Below are 20,016 nucleotides of genomic sequence, written 5' to 3'. Positions count from 1 at the left end.
ATGGAATGGAGAATGGCACCACCCGGTATGGCTGAAGCCGCCGGGACAGTTGTTGCAGGCCTAGTGGCAGGCGGCCATGAAGCTTATTTCGTCGGCGGCTGCCTGCGCGATGAGCTGCTGGGCCGTCCGGTGCATGATATAGACATCACTACCTCCGCACTGCCGGAGGAGGTGATGTCCCTGTTTCCGCGCTGCGTCCCTACCGGACTGGCGCATGGCACGATCACTGTGCTGCAGGAGGGCTACAGCCTGGAAGTTACGACCTACCGGACGGAGAGCGGCTATGCCGATCACCGGCGTCCGGAGCATGTCGTATTCGTCAGGGATGTGCGGGAGGATCTCCGCCGCCGTGACTTCACGATCAACGCCATCTGCTGCGGCCTTGACGGCGGGCGGATTGACCCTTTCGGGGGGGAGCGGGATCTCAAGCTCCGCGTGATCCGCTGTGTAGGCGAAGCGGAGGAACGCTTCGAGGAGGATGCGCTGCGGATGCTGCGCTGCGTACGTTTTGCTTCCGTGCTGGATTTCGCGATTGCGAAGAATACCTGGCGCGGTCTGCTGCGCCAGCGTGACAAGCTGGCGCATATTGCTGTGGAGCGGGTGCGCGCCGAGGTGGAGCGCATCCTGGAAGGCCCGCACCCGCAGCGCGGGTTGGGGCTCCTGCTGCGCAGCGGCCTGCTGCCGCGCGGCAAAGCGCCGTTCCCCTGGACCGGCCGGGACCTGGCGGCTGCCGCCGCCCGCCTCGCCGGTCTCGGGAACCTGGAGAGCGCCCGCCTGCGCTGGGCGCTCCTGCTGCATGCCCTGGGATCGTCGGCGCAGTGCGCCGATGAGCTCCTGCGGGCATGGACGTTCCCGGGGGCGACGCGCACTGGCATCGTCGCCGTGCTCCGCGTCCGCGAAGCATGGGACGCGGCATTGTCCTCGGCGCGGCCGGAGGCTTCCGGCGCCGGGGAGCGGCTGCGGCGGCGGTGGATCGCCGCCGTGCTGGGCCATGGCCAGTCAGCCGCCGAAGGGTGGCTGACGCTGCTTGAGGCGGCGGGGCCTGACGCCGCGTCCGCTGTTGGCGCAGGTGCGCGCGGCCCGGCCGCAGGCGTCTCTGCCACTGCCGCGGTCGCACCCGCCACGACGGAGGACGTCCCTGCCGCAGATGCTGGCGCACCCGCCACGGCGGAGGACGCCCCTGCCAGAGATGCTGGCGCACCCGCCAGATCGGCAGGCGTCCCTGACGCGCCTACAATGGCAAGCTCAATCCCCCCTGTAACCACCAGACTCCTGCGGTCCTGGACCGCAGAGATGCCGATCCGTACGCTCGCTGAGCTGGCGGTGAGCGGCCATGAGGTGACAGCGGCGCTGGAGAAGCGTCCCGGCCCGTGGCTGGGCGTATTGCTGAACCAGCTTCTTCTGGCTGTCGCGGCAGGTGACCTTGCCAATGACAACCAATTACTGCTGCAAGCAGCGCAAAGGATGGATAGAGATGAATAGCGGTCATGCGCAGCATTCCGGTGTGTTGAAGCGGGAGGCGTTCGTTCCCGGCTGGGCCAAAGGCATTCAGCGGCTGGATACTGTCGGTTCCACACAGGAGGAAGCCAAACTACTCGCCGAGGACGGCGCCCCGGAGGGAACAACGGTCATGGCCGAAGCGCAGACCGGCGGGCGCGGGCGGATGGGCCGTAAATGGCACTCCCCCCACGGCAAAGGAATCTGGATGAGCCTGGTGCTTCGTCCAGCTCTGCCGCTGGCCTTGACTCCGCAGCTGACGCTGCTGGCCGGAGTGGCTGTATGCACAGCCATCCGTGAGGTTACCGGAGTGCCGGCCGGCATCAAGTGGCCGAATGACCTGCTGGCCGGCGGCCGCAAAATCTGCGGAATCCTGCTGGAATCCTCGCTTCGCGAAGGCGGACTGCATTATTGCATCGCCGGTATCGGCATTGCTGCCAATCTGACGGAGGAAGACTACCCGGAGGAGCTACGGGGAATTGGTACATCGCTGCTGATCGAAGGCGGGGGCATTCCTGTAGACCGCAAGAGGCTTGCGGAAGCCGTGCTGGAGGAACTCGAATATTTGTATCATGTATATATGGAGCAAGGCTTCCAGCCCGTGAAGGAGCTGTGGGAGTCCATGTCGGTGACACTGGGGCGTCAGGTATACGTGAATACTCCCCAAGGCCGCACCGAAGCCACTGCTGTCGGACTGAGCGATAACGGCGGGCTGCTGCTGCGTAACGAATCGGGTGAGGTAGTGAGCGTACTGTCCGGAGAAATTGAAATGATCTAGTAGACCATCAGAATTGAACAAGTGATTTCATTCCATAAAGGGATGAAGCTACGTTCGTAGCGAAAAAATAGGGATAAGTGTATTCTGTACAACTAAAAACAGTGGAACGGGTAGACTTCCTCTTCTAATTGTAGTCTGTACAACTAAATTTGCTCGGATTGGCGAAAATCCAGAAATAGAGGCATTTTAATTGCAGGAAATACAACTAAACAGAGATTCGGCAGCACATCCGGCGATTTAGTTGTACAAATTACAACTAAGACTACTCCGTGCACCTTAATCAGGGTGAGGTAAACCCTCAGCAAGCCATTAGTTAAAGTATTTCTCATACGTATAGATCTGATGAACTACTAGGTGGCTGGAACTGCCGCATTTTAGAGGATTTTAGAATGTTTAAACAGATAGGGAAAAGTGGCGGAGGGGAATTTTGGAGCTGTAGGAGCGGTAGCGTCCGCCTGAAAGCTTTCCGTAGGAAAGCTCGCATCGTAAGCATAAGCTAGTCACCGGATTTCTACCGCGAACAGCGGTTTAAATCAGGGAATCTGGGGACAACAGCGGCCGGAAGCCCAAAACTTCTCTGGAGTCACAACCATCACATTCTGAAATTATTTTGCAATTTATATAGTTCGAAAATTGTCAACAAGGCCGCTCCTCACGACCACGGGAGCGGCCATGTCATATTTTAAGGTGTTTATTTTTGTGTTTTTTTGGTATACTGTCCTCATGAGGCGGCATCGCATGGCGAGCTGTACTCACGCAATTGTATCTTTAATAGGACACCTATTTACCGGATGTACCTTCATAACTGGATGTAACGGTTACGTTGGATTCTGCTCTGAGCCGTAAGGACCGAGACAGAAGGGACGATCGCGAGTGACTCTTTTTTGCCCTTCGGACCTTTTTAGCGGACCATGCTAAAGGGTTTTTTTGTTTGCGCGGATACCGCGTATTTTATGGAAAAGGGGAATGAGAGCGACATGGCAGACAAACACGCACTGAATATTATCAAAATGAAAAAAATGAAAACGGACGGGGTGCCCCTGAGCATGCTGACCGCGTATGACTACCCTTCAGCCTTGCTGGCGGAAGAAGCCGGAATCGACCTGATTCTGGTCGGTGATTCCCTGGGAAATGTCGTGCTTGGTTATGACACCACGCTGCCGGTTACCATAGAGGATATGGTCTACCATACCCGGTCGGTGAAGCGCGGGGCGCCTAATACTTTTATAGTGGCTGATATGCCGTTCATGACCTACCACGGAAGCGTGGATGAGACCTTGCGCGGTGTGCGAAGACTGATGCAGGAAGGCCAGGCCCATGCGGTCAAAATGGAAGGCGGTCTTGAGATCTGCTCCGCAGTGTCGGCTGTAGTAGCAGCCGGAGTTCCGGTGCTCGGCCATATCGGCCTGACTCCGCAGTCGGTCAATATGATCGGCGGCTACCGAATTCAGGGGAAGGATGCCAAGGATGCGCAGCGGCTGATGGACGAAGCGAAGGCACTGGAAGCAGCCGGGGCATTCGGTATTGTACTGGAGCTGGTCACGGAGGAAGTGGCAGAAGCCATCTCCAAGGCTGTCAGCATACCGACCATCGGCATCGGTGCCGGGCGTTACTGTGACGGACAGGTTCTGGTTTTCCATGATGTCCTGCGGTATGCCTCACCTTACCGGGAGAAAAAGTTCGTCAAAACCTACGCCGATGTAGGCTCCCTGATCCGTGAAGGCATCACCAGCTACGTACAGGAAGTGAAGGACCGCTCGTTCCCTGCGGAAGAGCATGTGTTTCGCGCGGATGAGACCGTTTTGGAATCTTTATACGGCAATGCCGGCAAAGGAGTGAAATAAAATGAGAGTGATCCGAACGATTGCTGAACTTCGCGAAGCGCTCGAATATATGCGTCAAGGGGGCCATGGCCCTGTTGGTTTTGTGCCTACCATGGGATATTTGCATGAAGGACATGCCAGTCTGCTGCGTAAGGCAGGGGAGAAGAGCGGCACGGTGGTGATGAGTATTTTTGTCAATCCGCTGCAATTTGGCCCGAATGAGGATTTTGCTTCCTATCCGCGGGATGAGCAGCGTGATCTGGCGCTGGCTGAACGTGAAGGTGCGGACCTGGTGTTCATACCAAGTGTAGAAGAGATGTATCCGCAGCCGATCCGTACAGGCGTATCGGTCTCCTCGCTTACGTCGCAGCTCTGCGGCGCTTCGCGTCCGGGACATTTTGACGGAGTAACTACTGTGGTCAGCAAGCTGTTTCATATCGTGCAGCCGGATTACGCCTTCTTCGGACTGAAGGATGCCCAACAGGTAGCGGTTCTCCGCCGGATGGTGTCTGACCTTAACATGAACGTGGACATTATCGCCTGTCCTATTGTGCGCGAGGAAGACGGGCTGGCGCTTAGCTCCCGCAATGTCTATCTGAGCAGCGAGGAGCGCAGACAGGCGCTGGTATTGTCTCGTTCCCTGCGCGAGGTGCGCCAGGCTATGGAAGAGGGCAGCATTCGTACCGTAGATGAAGCACGGGCTCTGCTGGTCTCGGTCATTTCTGAATCGCCGCTTGCGGTCATTGATTATGCGGAGATTCTAACCTTCCCTGATCTGGAAGAGCTGGAAGGCGGCAGCAGGCTGACGGATGCGGGCGGAGAGGTTATAATGGCTCTGGCTGTGAAGTTCGGCAGAACCCGTCTGATTGATAATAATGTATTTATTCCTAAGGAGGCACACGCTCTTGTTTAGACATATGATGAAATCCAAAATCCACCGGGCAACGGTCACTGAAGCCAATCTCAATTATGTGGGCAGCATTACCATTGATGAAGATCTGATGGAAGCCGCAGACCTGCTGGAGAACGAGAAGGTGCAGATCGTGGACAATAATAACGGTTCCCGTCTGGAGACTTATGTCATTCCAGGTCCGCGCGGCAGCGGCGTCATTTGTCTGAACGGGGCAGCGGCGCGTCTGGTACAGCCTGGCGATACAGTGATTATTATATCCTACGCTGTCATGTCCTCCGAGGAGCTGGCGGCGCACAAGCCGACTGTAGTGTTCGTTGATGCGGGAAACAAGCCGGTGAAGCTGGCGGATCATGAGATTCACGCGACGATTGCCTGAATTCTGAGCTTTGAGCCATGTAATCAATGGCAGGGATGAAGACCCCTGTACTTGCTGATAATGAAGTAAGGCAAGCTTAAGCTGACTTCATTATCAGTAAGGGTGGGATGTCCGGTGTTTCAACATTTATTTGCTGAGATGAACAAGATGCTCCAGGAGATCAAAGCCGACTATCCTACTGCGGAGGGTGCCCGCCGAAGCGATCTTTTATCCAAGTATAATATGCTCCACCGCATCAGTGATAATGTAATGGACGAATGGCTGGTCTTCGCCGAGAAGCTAAGCGAGTTCCGGGAACAGGCGGATTTTCAGGTTCAGCCGGAGGAGCTGCCGGAAGAGGAGGCCCCTGAGCTTGGGATGGATGCTTTTGTCAGGGGCCAGGGCTATTATAAGCTGCTGATGTACCGCAAGTGCATTGAACAGTTCAGGGAGGTTACGGCACAGTACCCGGACAGCCTCGCTGCCCGCCTGTATCTGGCCATGGCTTATCTGCAGGAGGGAGAAGGAGATACCGCCTGGGGACATCTGAATCACATGCTGGGCCTGATCCGTGAGGTGAAGCTGAAGGCGATGATCTATAATGCGCTGGGCTGTATCCGGGCTTCCCAGGAACGCTTCAATGAAGCCAGTGAGCTGTTCAGCCTGTCGCTGCTGCATGATCCTGATCTGCCGGAGCCGAACGTGAATCTGGAGGTGTGCCGCAGACGGGGCGGGAAGCTGGAGTTTGGCCATCAGCTGGTTTCGCTTTTATAATTTATCCTCGGTTTCTTTAGGCGATGCGCCCCACTTCCCGGGGTGTGCATCGCCTTTTTTCGTAACTTCTGTTATGCTGATAAAGAGTCTCAAGTGAAAGGGAATAGAACTTATAATGAAATTTGCCGTGCTTGATTTTGAAACTACGGGAACCCAATCTGTGGGAGAGATCATCCAGGTTGGCCTTGCCATTATAGAAGAAGACGGGACGATCTCCCGGGTGTATGGTTCCTATGTCAAGCCCGGAGCGCCAATTCCTCCTTTTATTACGGGCCTGACCGGAATTACAGACAGCGATGTACAGGATGCGCCGGAGCTCGATGAGATGATGATGGAGCTGGTACCGCTGCTGGATGATGTAGTCCTCGTCGGACACAATGTCGCGTTTGATTTTCATTTTTTGCAGAATGCGCTGGACCGCTGCGGCTACCTGCCGTTTCAGGGGCGGATTCTGGATACGATCGATTTTCTCAAAATATGCTTTCCTTCGCTGAGCACCTATCAGCTTGGCGCGGTAAGCAGCCACTTCGGCATTACGCATGAACGTCCCCATCAGGCGGACAGTGATGCGCTTGCCACGGCTATTGTGCTGCTCAAATGTCTGGAAGAGCTGCAGAGTCTGCCGCTGCTGACGATTCAGCGGCTGAATGAGCTGTTCGCGGACGAAGACAGTGATCTGGCCTGGTATTTCGACGGGCTGCTGCGGGAGCGGGAGATGGAGACCTTTCAGCCGGAAGGTGAGCTGAGCTTCTACCGCCAGCTAGCGCTGGCTGTGGGGGACTGGGCAGAGCTGGCTACGCCACGGGAAGAAGGAAGCGTCAATCCTCTGGATAATATTACCTTTGAAGAATATATGGATGAGGTAACCAAGCGGCTGAAGGCTGTTCTTCCCCAGTATGAGAGCCGAGAAGCCCAGGAGCTGATGATCCATGAGGTCATTACAGCGCTTGAGCAGGACAAGCATCTGCTGATTGAAGCGGGAACAGGCACCGGTAAATCGCTGGGTTATCTGCTTCCGGCCATCTACCATAGTGTGAAAAGTGATCAGAAGGTGATGGTCAGCACGCATACCATTAACCTTCAGGACCAGCTGCGGGAGCGGGATATTCCGCTCTTAACCAGCGTTGTGCCGTTCCCGTTCAAGGCCTCCATCTTTAAGGGAAGAGGGCACTATTTGTGTCTGCGCAAGTTCGAACATCGAATGAACAAAAAGGACTTTACGAGTCCAAGGGAAGAAGCGCTCACCGCTGCGCAAATGCTCGTTTGGCTGACTCAGACGACGACCGGCGATGATGAGGAGCTTAACTTAAGCGGACGGGGCGGCGATTTCTGGGAGACTGTAGCCAGTGATACTGACTCCTGCCTGGGACGCGCCTGTCCCTGGTTCCGCAAATGCTATTACCACCGGGCCAAGCATGAAGCCGGGATCTCCGATGTGGTAGTCACCAATCACTCCAAGCTGTTCGCAGATGTCAAAGCCGGGCATCAGCTTCTTCCGGCTTACGACCATCTTGTAATTGATGAAGCCCATCATCTGGAGGATATTGCCGGCAAGCATCTTGGCATGCAGATGAAATATTTCACATTCGCCCATACCCTCACCCGACTCTATAAGGATAGCCGGAGCGGGCAGCTGCCTGCCCTCCGCCAGAGTCTGCAGTCTTCGGGCAGTGAGCAGGCTTCCGAATGGAGCGGCGTGATCGACCGGATCTATCCCGATCTGCTGACGGTGAAGGAGTCCTGGGATGCGCTCAGCGACCGGCTCTTCAGCCTGCTGCCTGAGCGCAGCGATGCCGGGGCCGGTGAAGCAGGCCAGCTGGTGGCACGCCTGCAGCCGGGCAAGAAGCCGAAGGATTGGGAGGAGCTGGCTGCCCTTGAGAATACACTGAACCTCAGTCTGAGCGATATCATCCGCAAGGGCGACAAAATGCTCAGTGAGATGCGAGACACGGACAGCCAATCCTCCTCAGACAGTCTTGTGACCGATATCGGCGGGTTATTCAAGGATCTGGCATCCATTAGAGAGCAGATCCGCTTCTTCATGAGTCTGAACGATGAGAATATCGTGTATTGGCTGGAGGGAAGCGGTAATTATAAGGGCAAGTCGCTGCAAATGTATGCTGTTCCTGTAGATGTCAGCACCCAGCTCAGGGAGCTGTTCTTCGATAAGAAGAAGAGCATTATCCTGACCTCGGCCACCTTATCCGTGGATAAATCCTTCCAGTTCATGATTGATAACCTGGGGCTTGGCGAGGCTGCAGAGCAGCGGCGTCTGATGACTGCACTGCTTCCGTCGCCATTCAAGTATCGTGAGCAGGCTCTCCTGGTCATCCCCCGGGACTTCCCGAGCGTCAAGGGGAGTATTGGGGATGCCCGCTTTGTGGACACCCTCGTGCACTCCCTTGCCGAGACAGCTGTAACTACACGGGGACGGATGCTGGTGCTGTTCACCTCCTACAAGATGCTGCGTCAGGTGTATGAACCGCTGAAGGAGGCACTTGCCTCACAGGATATCGCGGTGCTCGGACAAGGTGTGGAAGGCGGCAGCCGGAGCAAGCTGATCCGCCGCTTCCAGGACAGCCCGGCTTCGGTCTTGCTGGGTACCAGCAGCTTCTGGGAAGGGGTGGATATCCCGGGAGAAGCATTGACCTGCCTGGCGATTGTCAGACTGCCGTTCCAGCCGCCGAATCACCCGCTGGCAGAAGCGAAGTCAGAGCTGCTTCAGGCACAGAAGAAGAATCCGTTCATGAAGCTGTCCGTGCCGCAGGCTGTCATCCGCTTCAAGCAGGGCTTCGGGCGGCTGGTCCGCACGGCGCAGGACCGGGGCATCGTAATTGTGTACGATACCAGAGTCATTGAATCGCATTACGGAAAGTACTTCCTGTACTCGCTCCCCGGTCCCAAGATGGAGCATATGCTCACCGAGCAGATGGTCCCGAGAATTGCCGAATGGCTGGATGACGGCGGGGTTTCCTAATTCATCTGCTATTGCTATTATTAATAAGTCATGATTATCCTGAAGATCCGTTCCCGCCTGTCCTGCCACTCCGGCAGGCGGCGGGGCACGGTTGCTATAATTGTACGGAATGAAGTGTAGGCTAACAAAACTTTTAAGGAGGAGAATACATGAAATCGGATAAAATATCGGAGGCCGTCGTGCGCAGGCTCCCAGTGTACCTGCGTTTCCTGAACGATCTCCAAAAACGTGAAATCTCCACAGTCTCTTCTCAGGAGCTGGGCCAGAAGCTTGATCTGAATCCCGCCCAGATCCGCAAGGATTTGGCTTATTTCGGTGATTTTGGCAGAAAAGGCATCGGCTATGATGTATCTTATCTGATTGAGAAGATCCGCCATATCCTGAAGCTTGACCAGCAAATTAATGTTGCACTGGTTGGAGCCGGTAATCTCGGTCATGCCTTGTCTAACTACAACGCTTACTTGAAGGATACGATGAAGATTACTGCCATCTTCGATGCCTACCCGCCGAAGGTGGGCCAGCAGATCAACTCGCTGGTTGTGCAGCCGATGGAGGAGCTAAGCAGTACAATCCGCTCGCAGGGCATCCGGATCGGGATTATTACCGTGCCCGACAGCGAAGCCCAGAACGTAGCTGATATTCTTGTCGATTCCGGTATCGAGGCGATTCTGAACTTCGCACCGGTTATTCTCAAGACGCCTGCCAATATCCGGATTCATGCCGCAGATTTCACCACAGATCTGCAGAGCTTGGCCTATTATCTGCATGATGGAAAGGATGAGGCTGAAGATGAGCAGTAAGATCACGATAATCAAGAATGGGCACTTCCTGGTTCCGGGCAGTGACAAGCCGGTACTGAGCGGGTACATGACCCTGGAGAATGATTTGATTACTTACATAGGTGAAGCTGAGCCGGTAGTGGAGGATGGCGCACAGGTCGTAGACGGCAGCCGTCTGCTGTTCATGCCTGGTCTGGTCAATACCCATGGTCATACTGCAATGTCACTGCTGCGCGGGTACGGCGACGATATGGTGCTTCAGACTTGGCTGCAGGAGAAGATGTGGCCGATGGAAGAGAAATTCACTGGTGATGATGTATATTGGGGAACCTCGTTGTCCGTGCTGGAGATGCTGAAGGGCGGCACAACCACCTTCCTCGATATGTATGATCATATGGACCGGGTAGCGGAAGTGACCGAGCAGTCCGGTATTCGTGCGGTGTTAATGCGCGGCGTAATTGGGCTGTGCCCGGAAGAGGTACAGCAAGCGAAGCTCGCTGAGGCGATTGCTTTTGCCCGTAACTGGCACGGCAAGGCTGACGGCAGAATTACGTCCATGCTCTCACCGCACGCCCCGTACACCTGTCCTCCAGAGTTTTTCATGAAGTTTGTGCAGGCTGCCCATGATCTGGACCTGCCAATGCACACCCATATGTCCGAGACGCGCCATGAAGTGGAACAGAACGTGGCCGACTACGGCCTGCGTCCGGTCGCGCATCTGGAGAAGCTCGGGATGTTCACCCGTCCTTCGCTCATTGCCCACGGGGTTCATCTGAATGATGAAGAGATTGGGATTCTGGCCCGCTATAACGTTGGCGTGTCGCATAACCCCGGCAGTAACCTTAAGCTGGCGAGTGGTGTTGCGCGTGTTCCTGAGCTGCTGCGAGCCGGGGTTAAGGTTTCCCTGGGTACAGACGGAGCGGCAAGTAACAATAATCTGGATATGTTCGAAGAGATGAGGCTGGCGGCTCTGATCCACAAGGGTGTAAGCGGTGATCCTACAGCGGTACCGGCTCCTGAGGCGCTTCTGATGGCTACGGAGTATGGGGCTCAGTCTATTTTCCTAAGCGGGGTAGGCCGGCTTGCAGCAGGAATGAAGGCCGACTTCATCGCACTTGATATTGACCAGCCTCATCTGCTGCCGCATACCGATCTGCTCTCCCATGCCGTATATTCGGCAAGTGCCAAGGATGTGGAGCATGTATGGGTGAACGGCCAGCAGGTTGTGAAGCATGGACAATGCCTGACACTTGATGAAGAAGCCATCCGCCGCAAAGCACAGGAGACGTTCGAGAGCCTGCTTAAACGGTAATTCAGGGGAACGGGAAAGGAAGCAGCGTGGTGAAGAAGAAGAGGAGAAAATGGATCTGGCTGGGGATTACCGTGGTGCTGCTCCTTCTGTTCGGACTAAGCCAGTTCTATGCCTACATTATGAAGGACCAGTGGAACGAGCGGAGTGAGGCCAAGGAGCTGGCCCGGGCGCGTGCCGGACTAACAGAGGTAACCAAGGCTCAGAAATCTGTCTGGAATGAGAATGAGATCTATTGGGTGCTGACCGGTAAAAATGAAGCAGGGACCGAGCTGATGGTGTGGGTCCGTTTCACCTTGGAGGGCAAGCCTGCCGGAGGCGACAACGACCTGTATGCTGAGGAACTGAGCAATGGCACCTCAGAAGAGAAAATGCGCGGAATCATAGCCGCCCAGCTGCCGGATATTACGATCGAACGGCTGCTGCCCGGTGTATACAACGGGGAATATGCCTGGCAGCTATTTTACAAAAAAGACGGGCGATTCTATTACAACTTCTACCGCTTCAAGGATGGCAGCGCCATCGGTGAGGGGTACAGCCTGCCGAACCGTTAAGCTAAGCGGTGAGCGGCAGAATAAAAACGGGGGGACAGATTATCTGTTCCTCCGTTTTTTTATCCATCATGTTGAAAAGTTTGAGATACATCAATTGATATACGGAGTGTATACCTCGTCTGCTAGCGCTAACCTACATATATGTCGAGGAAGATGAAATAGGAAATTTTAGCACATTTGGATGATTAAAGCGAAATTGATCTGCTGATCGTCATTCGGAAGCGCATTTAGAGCGGTACAGAACTGATGAGAATTATGTGTGCGGCGGCTTTGAGGATGCTGATCTGGCGGCGGATTTTGCATATTAAGAAATCACCAGGGAGTGGGGGCTGCAGCAGTTGCCGGAAGTCTATCACGGCTTGCTTAGACAGTGTCTGAAGGAATATTGCGGTGCGGCAGTCGCCGAAGGCTATGAACCGCGCGAATTAACTGATTTTGCAGAATATATGATGGCTGAAATCAAGCGTAATCTGGAGTAACAGTTGGCCGGTCTAAAATGATTATCTATTGAAACATCCAGAAATTAGTATCAAAAATTTTAAATATATTCACAACTTTATGTAAAATCGTATATACACCTATGATATACTACTACTTGTACTAAGACATGCTTAAGAGCATGTCAGTCTCGGATGGGCGCTAGACACGCTGGCTGGTCTTTATTATAGAGTTATGCTCGGTCATTATTGAGAGGAGGACGTTTCTTGAAACTTCGTCTTGTGCCTGTACTGCTAACGTCTCTGCTGTCTGCTGCATTATTGTTTGGTGGCTGGTATTCTTACCGTACATTCGCGGTGCAGGAGCCGCTGCAGAAGCTGGTATCATCCTACGAGGGAGTGAAGGATTCCCATATTACTATTAAACGCAATGAGGTCACTTTGAAACTGGATTTGCAGCCGGGCACGAAATTACGTGAACTGGTGCAGTATGTATCAAGAGAAGGCAGCACTGCTATTGACGGACGGACCCTGAAGCTGGATGTGGAACAGAAGCCGAGTGAACTGCTGGATGAGTATTGGGATAAAGCGATGTTCTCTGTAGCAGAAGCGATGGAGAGCCGGAAGTATACATTGATACCAGCCAAGCTGGACGGATTGAAGGAGCAGGAGAGCAAGTACAGCGGGGTTACAGCTACCACAGAGATTGACGACAATAATGTATATGTAAGCCTGAGCAACGGCACAGAGAGCAAATTTATCATTCTGCCGCGTGCAGCAGCCAAGATGGGAGTGTGGAACAATGCCTAAGTACTGGAAAGAGGTTGTAGCTGGATTCATTCCGGTCATGCTGATTTTTATGGCTTTTGTGGGGATTAATATCTTCCCTGTAATCATAGCGATGGGTATGGTGGCCGCGCTCCTGTTCATTGCCCATGCCCGCGGCGGTCTGACCGTCAATGCAGGTGCAGATAAGAAGCGTAAGAAGAACGGCCCCTCCAAGCTGACCTTTGAAGAGATCGGCGGACAGGACAATGCCAAGCAGGAGCTGCGTGAAGCGCTGGACTTCCTGATCCGGCATGAAGAAATCAGCAAGTTCGGGATTCGCCCGCTCAAGGGGATTCTGCTTACAGGTCCTCCTGGAACAGGAAAGACGCTGATGGCCAAGGCTGCGGCGCATTATACGGGCTCCGTGTTTGTAGCTGCCTCGGGTAGTGAATTCGTTGAGATGTATGTCGGTGTGGGTGCGGGACGCGTACGCGATTTGTTCAAGGATGCCCGCACACGCGCACTCAAGGAGAATAAGCAAAGCGCCATTATTTTCATTGATGAAATCGACGTCATCGGCGGGAAGCGCGAAGGCGGACAACAGCGCGAATATGATCAGACCCTCAATCAGCTGCTGACGGAGATGGACGGAATTTATAACAACGATACCCCGCGCATCCTGCTGGTAGCCGCAACGAACCGCAAGGAGATGCTTGATTCTGCGCTGCTGCGCCCGGGGCGTTTTGACCGCCATATTCAGGTGGATATGCCTGACAAGAAGGGCCGCAAGTCGATTCTCGACCTGCATGCCAAGAACAAGCCGCTGCATGATACCGTGGATCTGGATAAAATCGCCGAAGAAGCTTACGGCTTCTCGGGTGCTCAGCTGGAGAGCGTGATGAACGAAGCCGCGATCTACATGATGCGCGAGAATCTGACCCTGGTAGAGCAGCGTCATCTGTCGATGGCGATCGACAAGGTCATGATGGGTGAGAAGACCGACCGTGAGACCAACCATGAAGAGAAGAAGCGGGTAGCGATCCATGAGCTTGGACATGCTATTATGGCTGAACTGCTGCGTCCCGGAAGCGTTAGCCAGGTCACACTGACCCCGCGCGGTCAGGCTCTAGGGTATGTCCGGCATAATCCGCAGACCGAGCAGTATCTGTACACGAAGGATTACCTGGAGAACCAGATCATGATTGCTCTTGGAGGAGCGGCTGCCGAAGAGATGTATTACGGCGGACGCAGTACCGGTTCCCGTGGAGACTTCGATCAGGCACTGAATATCGTGGAGACCATGATGAAGTCAGGGCTCACTTCGCTGGGTATTGCGAATCTGCAAATGGTTACCACCGAAGAATTAATGAAGGAAAACAGTAAAATACTGGATGATCTTATGATCCGCACAAATGACCTGCTGGACAAGCAGAGAAATATATTTGATTACTCCCTTGACATTTTAATGAAGGAAGAAGTCCTCTCCGGAGAGCAATTTCGTTGTCAATTTCGTGACAGTGTCCTTTTACCGGCATAATTCTTTATGCCGGTTATTTTTTTTTACTTTTCAGACATGCTAAGATATCATTATATGTCGGGCTACTTATTTTTTTCGACAGACAAGGTACAATACAGAAGTATAGATACCTGAAAGGATGGAGACTTTTACATGAATTTTAAGAAGATCGGTGTCATCGGCGGAGGCACAATGGGACAAGGGATTGCTGAAATGCTGGCAGCCAAAGGCCTGGATGTCATGCTGGTGGAAAAAACTGCAGAACGGCTGAACTACTCCTACGAAATGATCGAGACCAGTCTCGACAAGCAGCTGGAGAAATGGGCGATTACCCAGGCGGAGAAGAAGCTCATCCTGGCCCGTATCCAGAAGGTTACACACTTCGCTGAACTGAGCTCCTGCGATATGGTCATTGAGACCATCGTTGAAGATCTGGAAGCTAAGCAAAAGGTATTCAATCAGCTCGATCAGGTGTGTCCGAGCCACATTATTCTTGCCAGCAATACGTCAACGCTTAGCTTGACTGAGCTTGCAAGCTCTACAATGTATCCGGAACGCGTTATCGGCATGCACTTCATACACCCTGTAGGTAAAGTGGATCTGGTTGAAATCGTGCGCGGTCTGAAAACCTCGGACAGCACATTTGAAGATACCAAAGCCTTTGTCGATGAGATTGTTGAGAAAAAAGGCGTTATGATCTACGAATCCCCCGGATTTGTATCTTCACGCCTCATTTGCCTGTTCATTAACGAGGCTATGCATGTGCTCCAGGAAGGGGTTGCCTCTCCTGAAGATATTGATGACGCTATGCGCATCGGCTACCAGTTCCAGAACGGGCCGCTTGAAATGGCAGACCGCTTCGGTCTGGATTCCGTTCTTGCCGCACTGGAGAACATGTTCCGTGAATACGGCGAGCTCAAGTACCGTCCTTCGACCATTCTCAAGAAGATGGTGCGTGCAGGACAACTGGGTGCGAAATCGGGCGAAGGCTTCTTCAAGTATGACAAGGATGGTGACCGGATATGAAAGTATTAGTAATTAACGCAGGCAGTTCTTCTTTGAAATATCAGCTCTATGACATGACGGATGAATCCGTACTTGCCAAAGGTCTGGTTGAGCGTATCGGTATGGATTCCTCCATTCTGACCCACAAACCAACCGGCAAACAGGAAGTTACCGAGGTTAGCGAAATTCTGGAGCACACTACAGCGATCCGCAAGGTTCTGGCGAATCTGACTGACAAGGAACACGGAGTCATTGCATCCATTAACGAGATTAATGCTGTAGGCCACCGCGTAGTACACGGAGGAGAGAGCTTTAAGGAATCCGCACTTGTTACTACGGAAGCCAAGTCCGAAATCCGCCGTCTGTTCGACCTGGCTCCGCTGCATAACCCTGCCGCGCTGCTTGGTATTCTGGCTGCTGAGAGCAATATGCCGGGTGTGCCGCAGACCGTTATTTTCGACACGGCCTTCCATTCCACAATGCCTGAGAAAGCATATTTGTACGCTATTCCAAGAGTACTGTACAGCAAATACAAGATCCGCCGTTACGGCTTCCATGGGACTTCCCATGATTATGTAAGCAAGGCTGCGGCTGAGTTTGTCGGACGTCCGCTGGAAGAGCTGAAGATCATTACCTGCCACATCGGTAACGGTGCCAGCCTCACGGCTATAGATGGCGGTATCTCTGTAGATACTTCGATGGGGATGACTCCGCTTGAAGGTCTGATGATGGGTACACGCAGCGGTGACATCGACCCTGCTATTGTTCCTTACGTCATGAACAAGGAAGAATTGACTCATGGTGAAGTCAACTCTATGCTTAATAAGCACAGCGGTATGCTGGCGATCTCCGGGATCAGCAGTGACATGCGGGAAATTATCGAAGGATACGAGAAGGGCGAGCCGAATGCTTCGCTGGCCTTCGAAATGTACGAATACCGTCTCCGCAAATACATCGGGGCTTACACCGCAGCACTTAACGGTGCAGACGTTATCGTCTTCACTGCCGGTGTAGGGGAGAATGCGTCGTTGCTTCGCGAGAAGGTCCTGCGCAACCTGTCCTATCTGGGTATTGAGCTGGACGCTGAAGCCAACAAGGCTCGTTCGGGCGATCCGCGCCGTATCTCTACTGCAAGCTCCAAGGTACAGGTACTTGTGGTTCCAACGAACGAAGAGCTGGTGATTGCACGTGATACCTATCGTATTGTGCAAGGAATTAACAGCTAAATTAGAGGAGAGATTACAGGCATGGCTAACAAGAGTGTAATCAAGAACGTGAATGAGCATGTTGGAGAGAGTGTTGTCATCGGATGTTGGGTCAACAATAAGCGCTCCAGCGGTAAAATTCAGTTCCTGCAGCTTCGCGACGGTACCGGTTATATCCAGGGGGTTGTGGTGAAATCGGAAGTCCCTGAGCAGGTCTGGGATGATGCCAAGAGCCTCACCCAGGAAAGCTCGCTGTACGTGACCGGAATTATCCGCGAGGAGCCCCGCAGCCAGTCAGGCTTTGAAATGACGGTTACAGGAATCGAAGTCTTGCATATTACCGAGAATTACCCGATTACACCCAAGGAGCATGGCGTCGATTTCCTGATGGATCACCGTCATCTCTGGCTGCGTTCCTCCAAGCAGCGGGCGGTCATGGTCATTCGTGCGGAGATTATCCGCGCGGTTCAGCAGTTCTTCAATGAGCGCGGCTTCACGAAGGTGGACCCGCCGATTCTGACCCCAACGTCAGCAGAAGGCACGACCAACCTGTTCCACACCAAGTATTTTGATGAAGACGCCTATCTGACCCAAAGCGGGCAGCTGTATATGGAAGCCGCAGCCATGGCGCTGGGACGCGTCTATTCGTTCGGCCCTACCTTCCGTGCAGAGAAATCCAAGACCCGCCGCCACCTGATCGAGTTCTGGATGATTGAGCCGGAAATGGCCTTCACCGATCATGAAGAGAGCTTATGCGTGCAGGAGGATTTCATCAGCTTTGTCGTGCAGTCCGTGCTTACGAATTGCCGCGCCGAGCTGGAAGCAGTGGGCCGCGATGTCTCGAAGCTTGAGAACATCAAAGCACCATTCCCGCGTATCAGCTATGACGATGCGATTAAGTTCCTGAACGAAAAAGGCTACGAAATTGCCTGGGGCGATGATTTCGGGGCTCCTCATGAAACGGCGATTGCCGAGATGAGCGACAGACCGGTCTTCATTACCCACTATCCGGCTTCCTTCAAGGCTTTCTATATGAAGCCGCATCCTGATCGTCCGGAAGTGGTGCTGTGTGCGGATATGATCGCTCCTGAAGGCTACGGCGAGATCATCGGCGGATCACAGCGTATTGATGATCCGGCGCTGCTGGAAGCCCGCTTCAAGGAACATAACCTGTCGATGGACACCTACAAATGGTACATGGATCTGCGCACCTACGGCACGGTTCCACACTCCGGCTTCGGTCTGGGGCTGGAGCGTACAGTAGCCTGGATCTGCGGTCTGGACCATGTTCGTGAGACGATTGCCTTCCCTCGTACACTGTACCGTCTTTACCCTTAAAGAATAGGGAAAGGGGGCTTAAGTATGGACGGAAAAGGTTGGAATACCTGGGGCGAGGGCGTAGCCTTCGGCCTGGAGAACGGAATGGCCGTCATTCCTTATGCACTCCTGAAATATTACCGGAAGCTGAATCTGACCGGCAGTGAATCCATGCTGCTGATTCACCTGCTCTCCTTCAGACAGGTAGAGGGGATTGATTTCCCTTCCCTGGAGGAGCTGCAGGCAGTAACCGGGCGCAGTATTCCGGTGATTGCCGGAGAGCTGCAGAAGCTCATGAAGGAGGGGTTCATCAGCATCGACGGAGAAAACGACGAGCTGAGGGACATCCATTATGAGCGCTATAACTTCTCCGGCCTGTACGCGAAGCTGGGAGCTTATCTGGCAGAACTCTCGCGGGAGAATGCCCAGGAGAAGCCCGGCCAGAGCGGGCGGGAGCCGGGGGCCCGGGCAGTGGCTCATCACTCCGGGGCTACCGCACCGGACGGCGGCTATGGCCGCCCGGCTGTGCCGGTTGACAAGGAGTCAGAAGACGGACGGAGTCTGTTCAGCATTTTCGAGAAGGAATTCGGACGTCCGCTGTCCCCCATGGAATGTGAATCTATTTCCGGTTGGGTGGATGAAGACCGCTATCCCGAGGAGCTGATTCTGCTCGCGCTGAAGGAGTCGGTCTTTGCAGGAAAGGTTCATTTCCGTTACATTGACCGCATTCTGCTGGAATGGGCCCGCAACCGGGTGAAGAATGCCCAGGATGTCAAAGCCTATTCCCAGAAATTCCGGGGCGGAGGCAGATGAGCGGAGCGAGTTAGTGATATACGCCGGTCCTGGGCAAGTCCCGGCCGGTTAAGGTGTCCCTTAAGTCATGTATGTGGCTTAAGGGGCACTTTTTTTACTTTTGTTGCTAATGAGTTGGCCGAGAGTGGGCGGGGAGCGGGGGTGAGGGGCATAAATGCACTTGATTTGAGCAAAAGTGGATTATTGAGCAAAATGAAGGGCATAAATGCACTTGAAGCTGGCGGGATTATGCCTCACAACCCGCGAACAGCCCGCAATTCCTTCACATGGAAGGAACTGCGGGCTGTTATGTTGTAGGAAGAATATCAATAACTAGGCCGAAAAATTAGTGCAGCTCCTGCTCCAGAGCCGAGCCCATCTCGCGGGAACGTTCCGCACAGCGGTTGACGGCGGAAATGACGGTCTCGAAGAAATCGCCGCGCTCCAGTACTTCAATGGCCGCCTGGGTAGATCCATTCGGCGAGGTGACCTTTTTGCGCAGGGCGGCAGGCTCTTCACCGGTCTGCTGCACCATCCGGGCTGCGCCAAGCACGGTCTGGACGGTCAGCTCACGGCTCTGCGCAAGCGGCAGCCCTCCGCGGATACCGGCAGCGATCATCGCTTCCATCATGTAATAGATGTAAGCCGGTCCGCTGCCGGAGATCCCTGTTAAGGTCTCCATCCGTTCTTCGTCAATGACCGCCGTCAGGCCGATCGCTTCGAAGATGTTAAGCGCTGTACGGCGGCTGTCTTCGCCAACCTCCTTGGAGAAGGCAATCCCGGTAGCACCAAGGCCGATGGAGCTAGAGGTGTTCGGCATGGTGCGGACCACAGGCTGCGGATTACCCAGTAAGCCTTGCATCGTACGGATGGTCAGCCCGGCAATGACGGAGATGACGAGCTGATCCGGCGACAGCAGCGGTCCCAGTGAACGGAGCGCTTCCGCAGCGTCTTTGGGCTTCATGGCTAGAACGATGACCGGCGCAGAGCGCAGAGCCTCGAGCTTGGACTCGGGAGCATTATAGCCAAGCACGCCGTAACGGCTGCGGAGCTCAGCCAGGCGCTCGCTGCTGCTGCGGTTCAGCATAATAATTCGGCCCGATTCCACTACATTACGGGCGATCAATCCCCGCACAATGGCCTCAGCCATCGAGCCTGCGCCGTAAAAAACGATATTATGATTGATGAGCGGAATTGCTGGTTGCTGGCACATGGCT

General features: G+C 54.1%; 18 protein-coding genes. 17 read left to right on the top strand and 1 reads right to left on the bottom strand.

Translation table 11 applies throughout. The features are described from left to right. The 17 genes from NST69_RS19200 (at position 1) to NST69_RS19120 (ending at position 18,820) form a co-directional block, all read left to right on the top strand. On the top strand, positions 1-1,482 hold the full coding sequence (locus tag NST69_RS19200; protein WP_342546915.1) for a CCA tRNA nucleotidyltransferase: 1,482 nt from the start codon (positions 1-3) through the stop codon (positions 1,480-1,482). Then, positions 1,475-2,275, top strand: a complete 801-nt coding sequence (locus tag NST69_RS19195) for a biotin--[acetyl-CoA-carboxylase] ligase (protein WP_342546913.1) — start codon at positions 1,475-1,477, stop codon at positions 2,273-2,275. The genes NST69_RS19200 and NST69_RS19195 overlap by 8 nt, the downstream gene beginning before the upstream one ends. A gap of 977 nt (positions 2,276-3,252) precedes the next feature. Further along, positions 3,253-4,119, top strand: a complete 867-nt coding sequence (gene panB, locus NST69_RS19190) for a 3-methyl-2-oxobutanoate hydroxymethyltransferase (protein ID WP_342546912.1) — start codon at positions 3,253-3,255, stop codon at positions 4,117-4,119. 1 nt (position 4,120) lies between these two features. Further along, positions 4,121-5,011, top strand: a complete 891-nt coding sequence (panC, locus tag NST69_RS19185; RefSeq protein WP_342546910.1) for a pantoate--beta-alanine ligase — start codon at positions 4,121-4,123, stop codon at positions 5,009-5,011. Then, positions 5,004-5,387, top strand: a complete 384-nt coding sequence (panD, locus tag NST69_RS19180) for an aspartate 1-decarboxylase (RefSeq protein WP_036727238.1) — start codon at positions 5,004-5,006, stop codon at positions 5,385-5,387. Before panC ends, panD begins: the two co-directional genes overlap by 8 nt. Before the next feature lie 114 nt (positions 5,388-5,501). Then, entirely contained in the window at positions 5,502-6,140 is a 639-nt protein-coding gene (locus tag NST69_RS19175; RefSeq protein WP_036727236.1) for a hypothetical protein, read from the top strand. A 115-nt stretch (positions 6,141-6,255) separates the two neighbouring features. Further along, positions 6,256-9,117 carry an ATP-dependent DNA helicase DinG gene (gene dinG, locus NST69_RS19170; protein WP_342546909.1) on the top strand — a complete coding sequence of 954 codons (2,862 nt, stop codon included), beginning with the start codon at positions 6,256-6,258 and terminating at the stop codon, positions 9,115-9,117. 149 nt (positions 9,118-9,266) lie between these two features. After that, positions 9,267-9,917, top strand: a complete 651-nt coding sequence (locus NST69_RS19165) for a redox-sensing transcriptional repressor Rex (RefSeq protein WP_036698060.1) — start codon at positions 9,267-9,269, stop codon at positions 9,915-9,917. Next, positions 9,907-11,208: an amidohydrolase gene (locus NST69_RS19160; RefSeq protein ID WP_342546908.1), complete on the top strand. Its 1,302-nt coding sequence runs from the start codon at positions 9,907-9,909 to the stop codon at positions 11,206-11,208. The genes NST69_RS19165 and NST69_RS19160 overlap by 11 nt, the downstream gene beginning before the upstream one ends. A gap of 29 nt (positions 11,209-11,237) precedes the next feature. Further along, entirely contained in the window at positions 11,238-11,759 is a 522-nt protein-coding gene (locus NST69_RS19155; RefSeq protein WP_076079203.1) for a DUF5590 domain-containing protein, read from the top strand. A gap of 311 nt (positions 11,760-12,070) precedes the next feature. Beyond that, on the top strand, positions 12,071-12,238 hold the full coding sequence (locus NST69_RS19150) for an aminoglycoside adenylyltransferase domain-containing protein (RefSeq protein WP_342550194.1): 168 nt from the start codon (positions 12,071-12,073) through the stop codon (positions 12,236-12,238). A gap of 225 nt (positions 12,239-12,463) precedes the next feature. After that, complete coding sequence (locus NST69_RS19145; protein ID WP_036727226.1) at positions 12,464-13,006, top strand: hypothetical protein; 543 nt, start codon at positions 12,464-12,466, stop codon at positions 13,004-13,006. Continuing rightward, a complete protein-coding gene (locus tag NST69_RS19140) occupies positions 12,999-14,501 on the top strand; it encodes an AAA family ATPase (RefSeq protein WP_342546905.1) in 1,503 nt (500 codons plus the stop codon). Before NST69_RS19145 ends, NST69_RS19140 begins: the two co-directional genes overlap by 8 nt. 132 nt (positions 14,502-14,633) lie before the next feature. Beyond that, positions 14,634-15,506, top strand: coding sequence for a 3-hydroxyacyl-CoA dehydrogenase NAD-binding domain-containing protein (locus NST69_RS19135; RefSeq protein WP_036698052.1), 873 nt, complete (start codon positions 14,634-14,636; stop codon positions 15,504-15,506). After that, complete coding sequence (locus tag NST69_RS19130) at positions 15,503-16,711, top strand: acetate kinase (RefSeq protein ID WP_342546902.1); 1,209 nt, start codon at positions 15,503-15,505, stop codon at positions 16,709-16,711. The genes NST69_RS19135 and NST69_RS19130 overlap by 4 nt, the downstream gene beginning before the upstream one ends. A 21-nt stretch (positions 16,712-16,732) precedes the next feature. Next, positions 16,733-18,028, top strand: coding sequence for an asparagine--tRNA ligase (gene asnS / locus NST69_RS19125; RefSeq protein WP_036727219.1), 1,296 nt, complete (start codon positions 16,733-16,735; stop codon positions 18,026-18,028). Between the two features lie 24 nt (positions 18,029-18,052). Further along, positions 18,053-18,820 (top strand): DnaD domain-containing protein, encoded by a 768-nt coding sequence (locus NST69_RS19120; protein ID WP_340979716.1) that lies wholly within the window; start codon positions 18,053-18,055, stop codon positions 18,818-18,820. A 325-nt stretch (positions 18,821-19,145) separates the two neighbouring features. Here NST69_RS19120 and proC read toward each other — a convergent pair whose 3' ends face one another. Beyond that, complete coding sequence (proC, locus tag NST69_RS19115) at positions 19,146-20,012, bottom strand: pyrroline-5-carboxylate reductase (protein ID WP_342546901.1); 867 nt, start codon at positions 20,010-20,012, stop codon at positions 19,146-19,148. Positions 20,013-20,016: the final 4 nt, after the last annotated feature.

This window comes from Paenibacillus sp. FSL P2-0089, assembly GCF_038595095.1.
Taxonomy (GTDB): Bacteria; Bacillota; Bacilli; order Paenibacillales; family Paenibacillaceae; genus Paenibacillus_AQ; species Paenibacillus_AQ silagei.
Note: the sequence above shows the minus strand (reverse complement) of the source record. Positions and strands in the feature narration are given on the sequence as shown.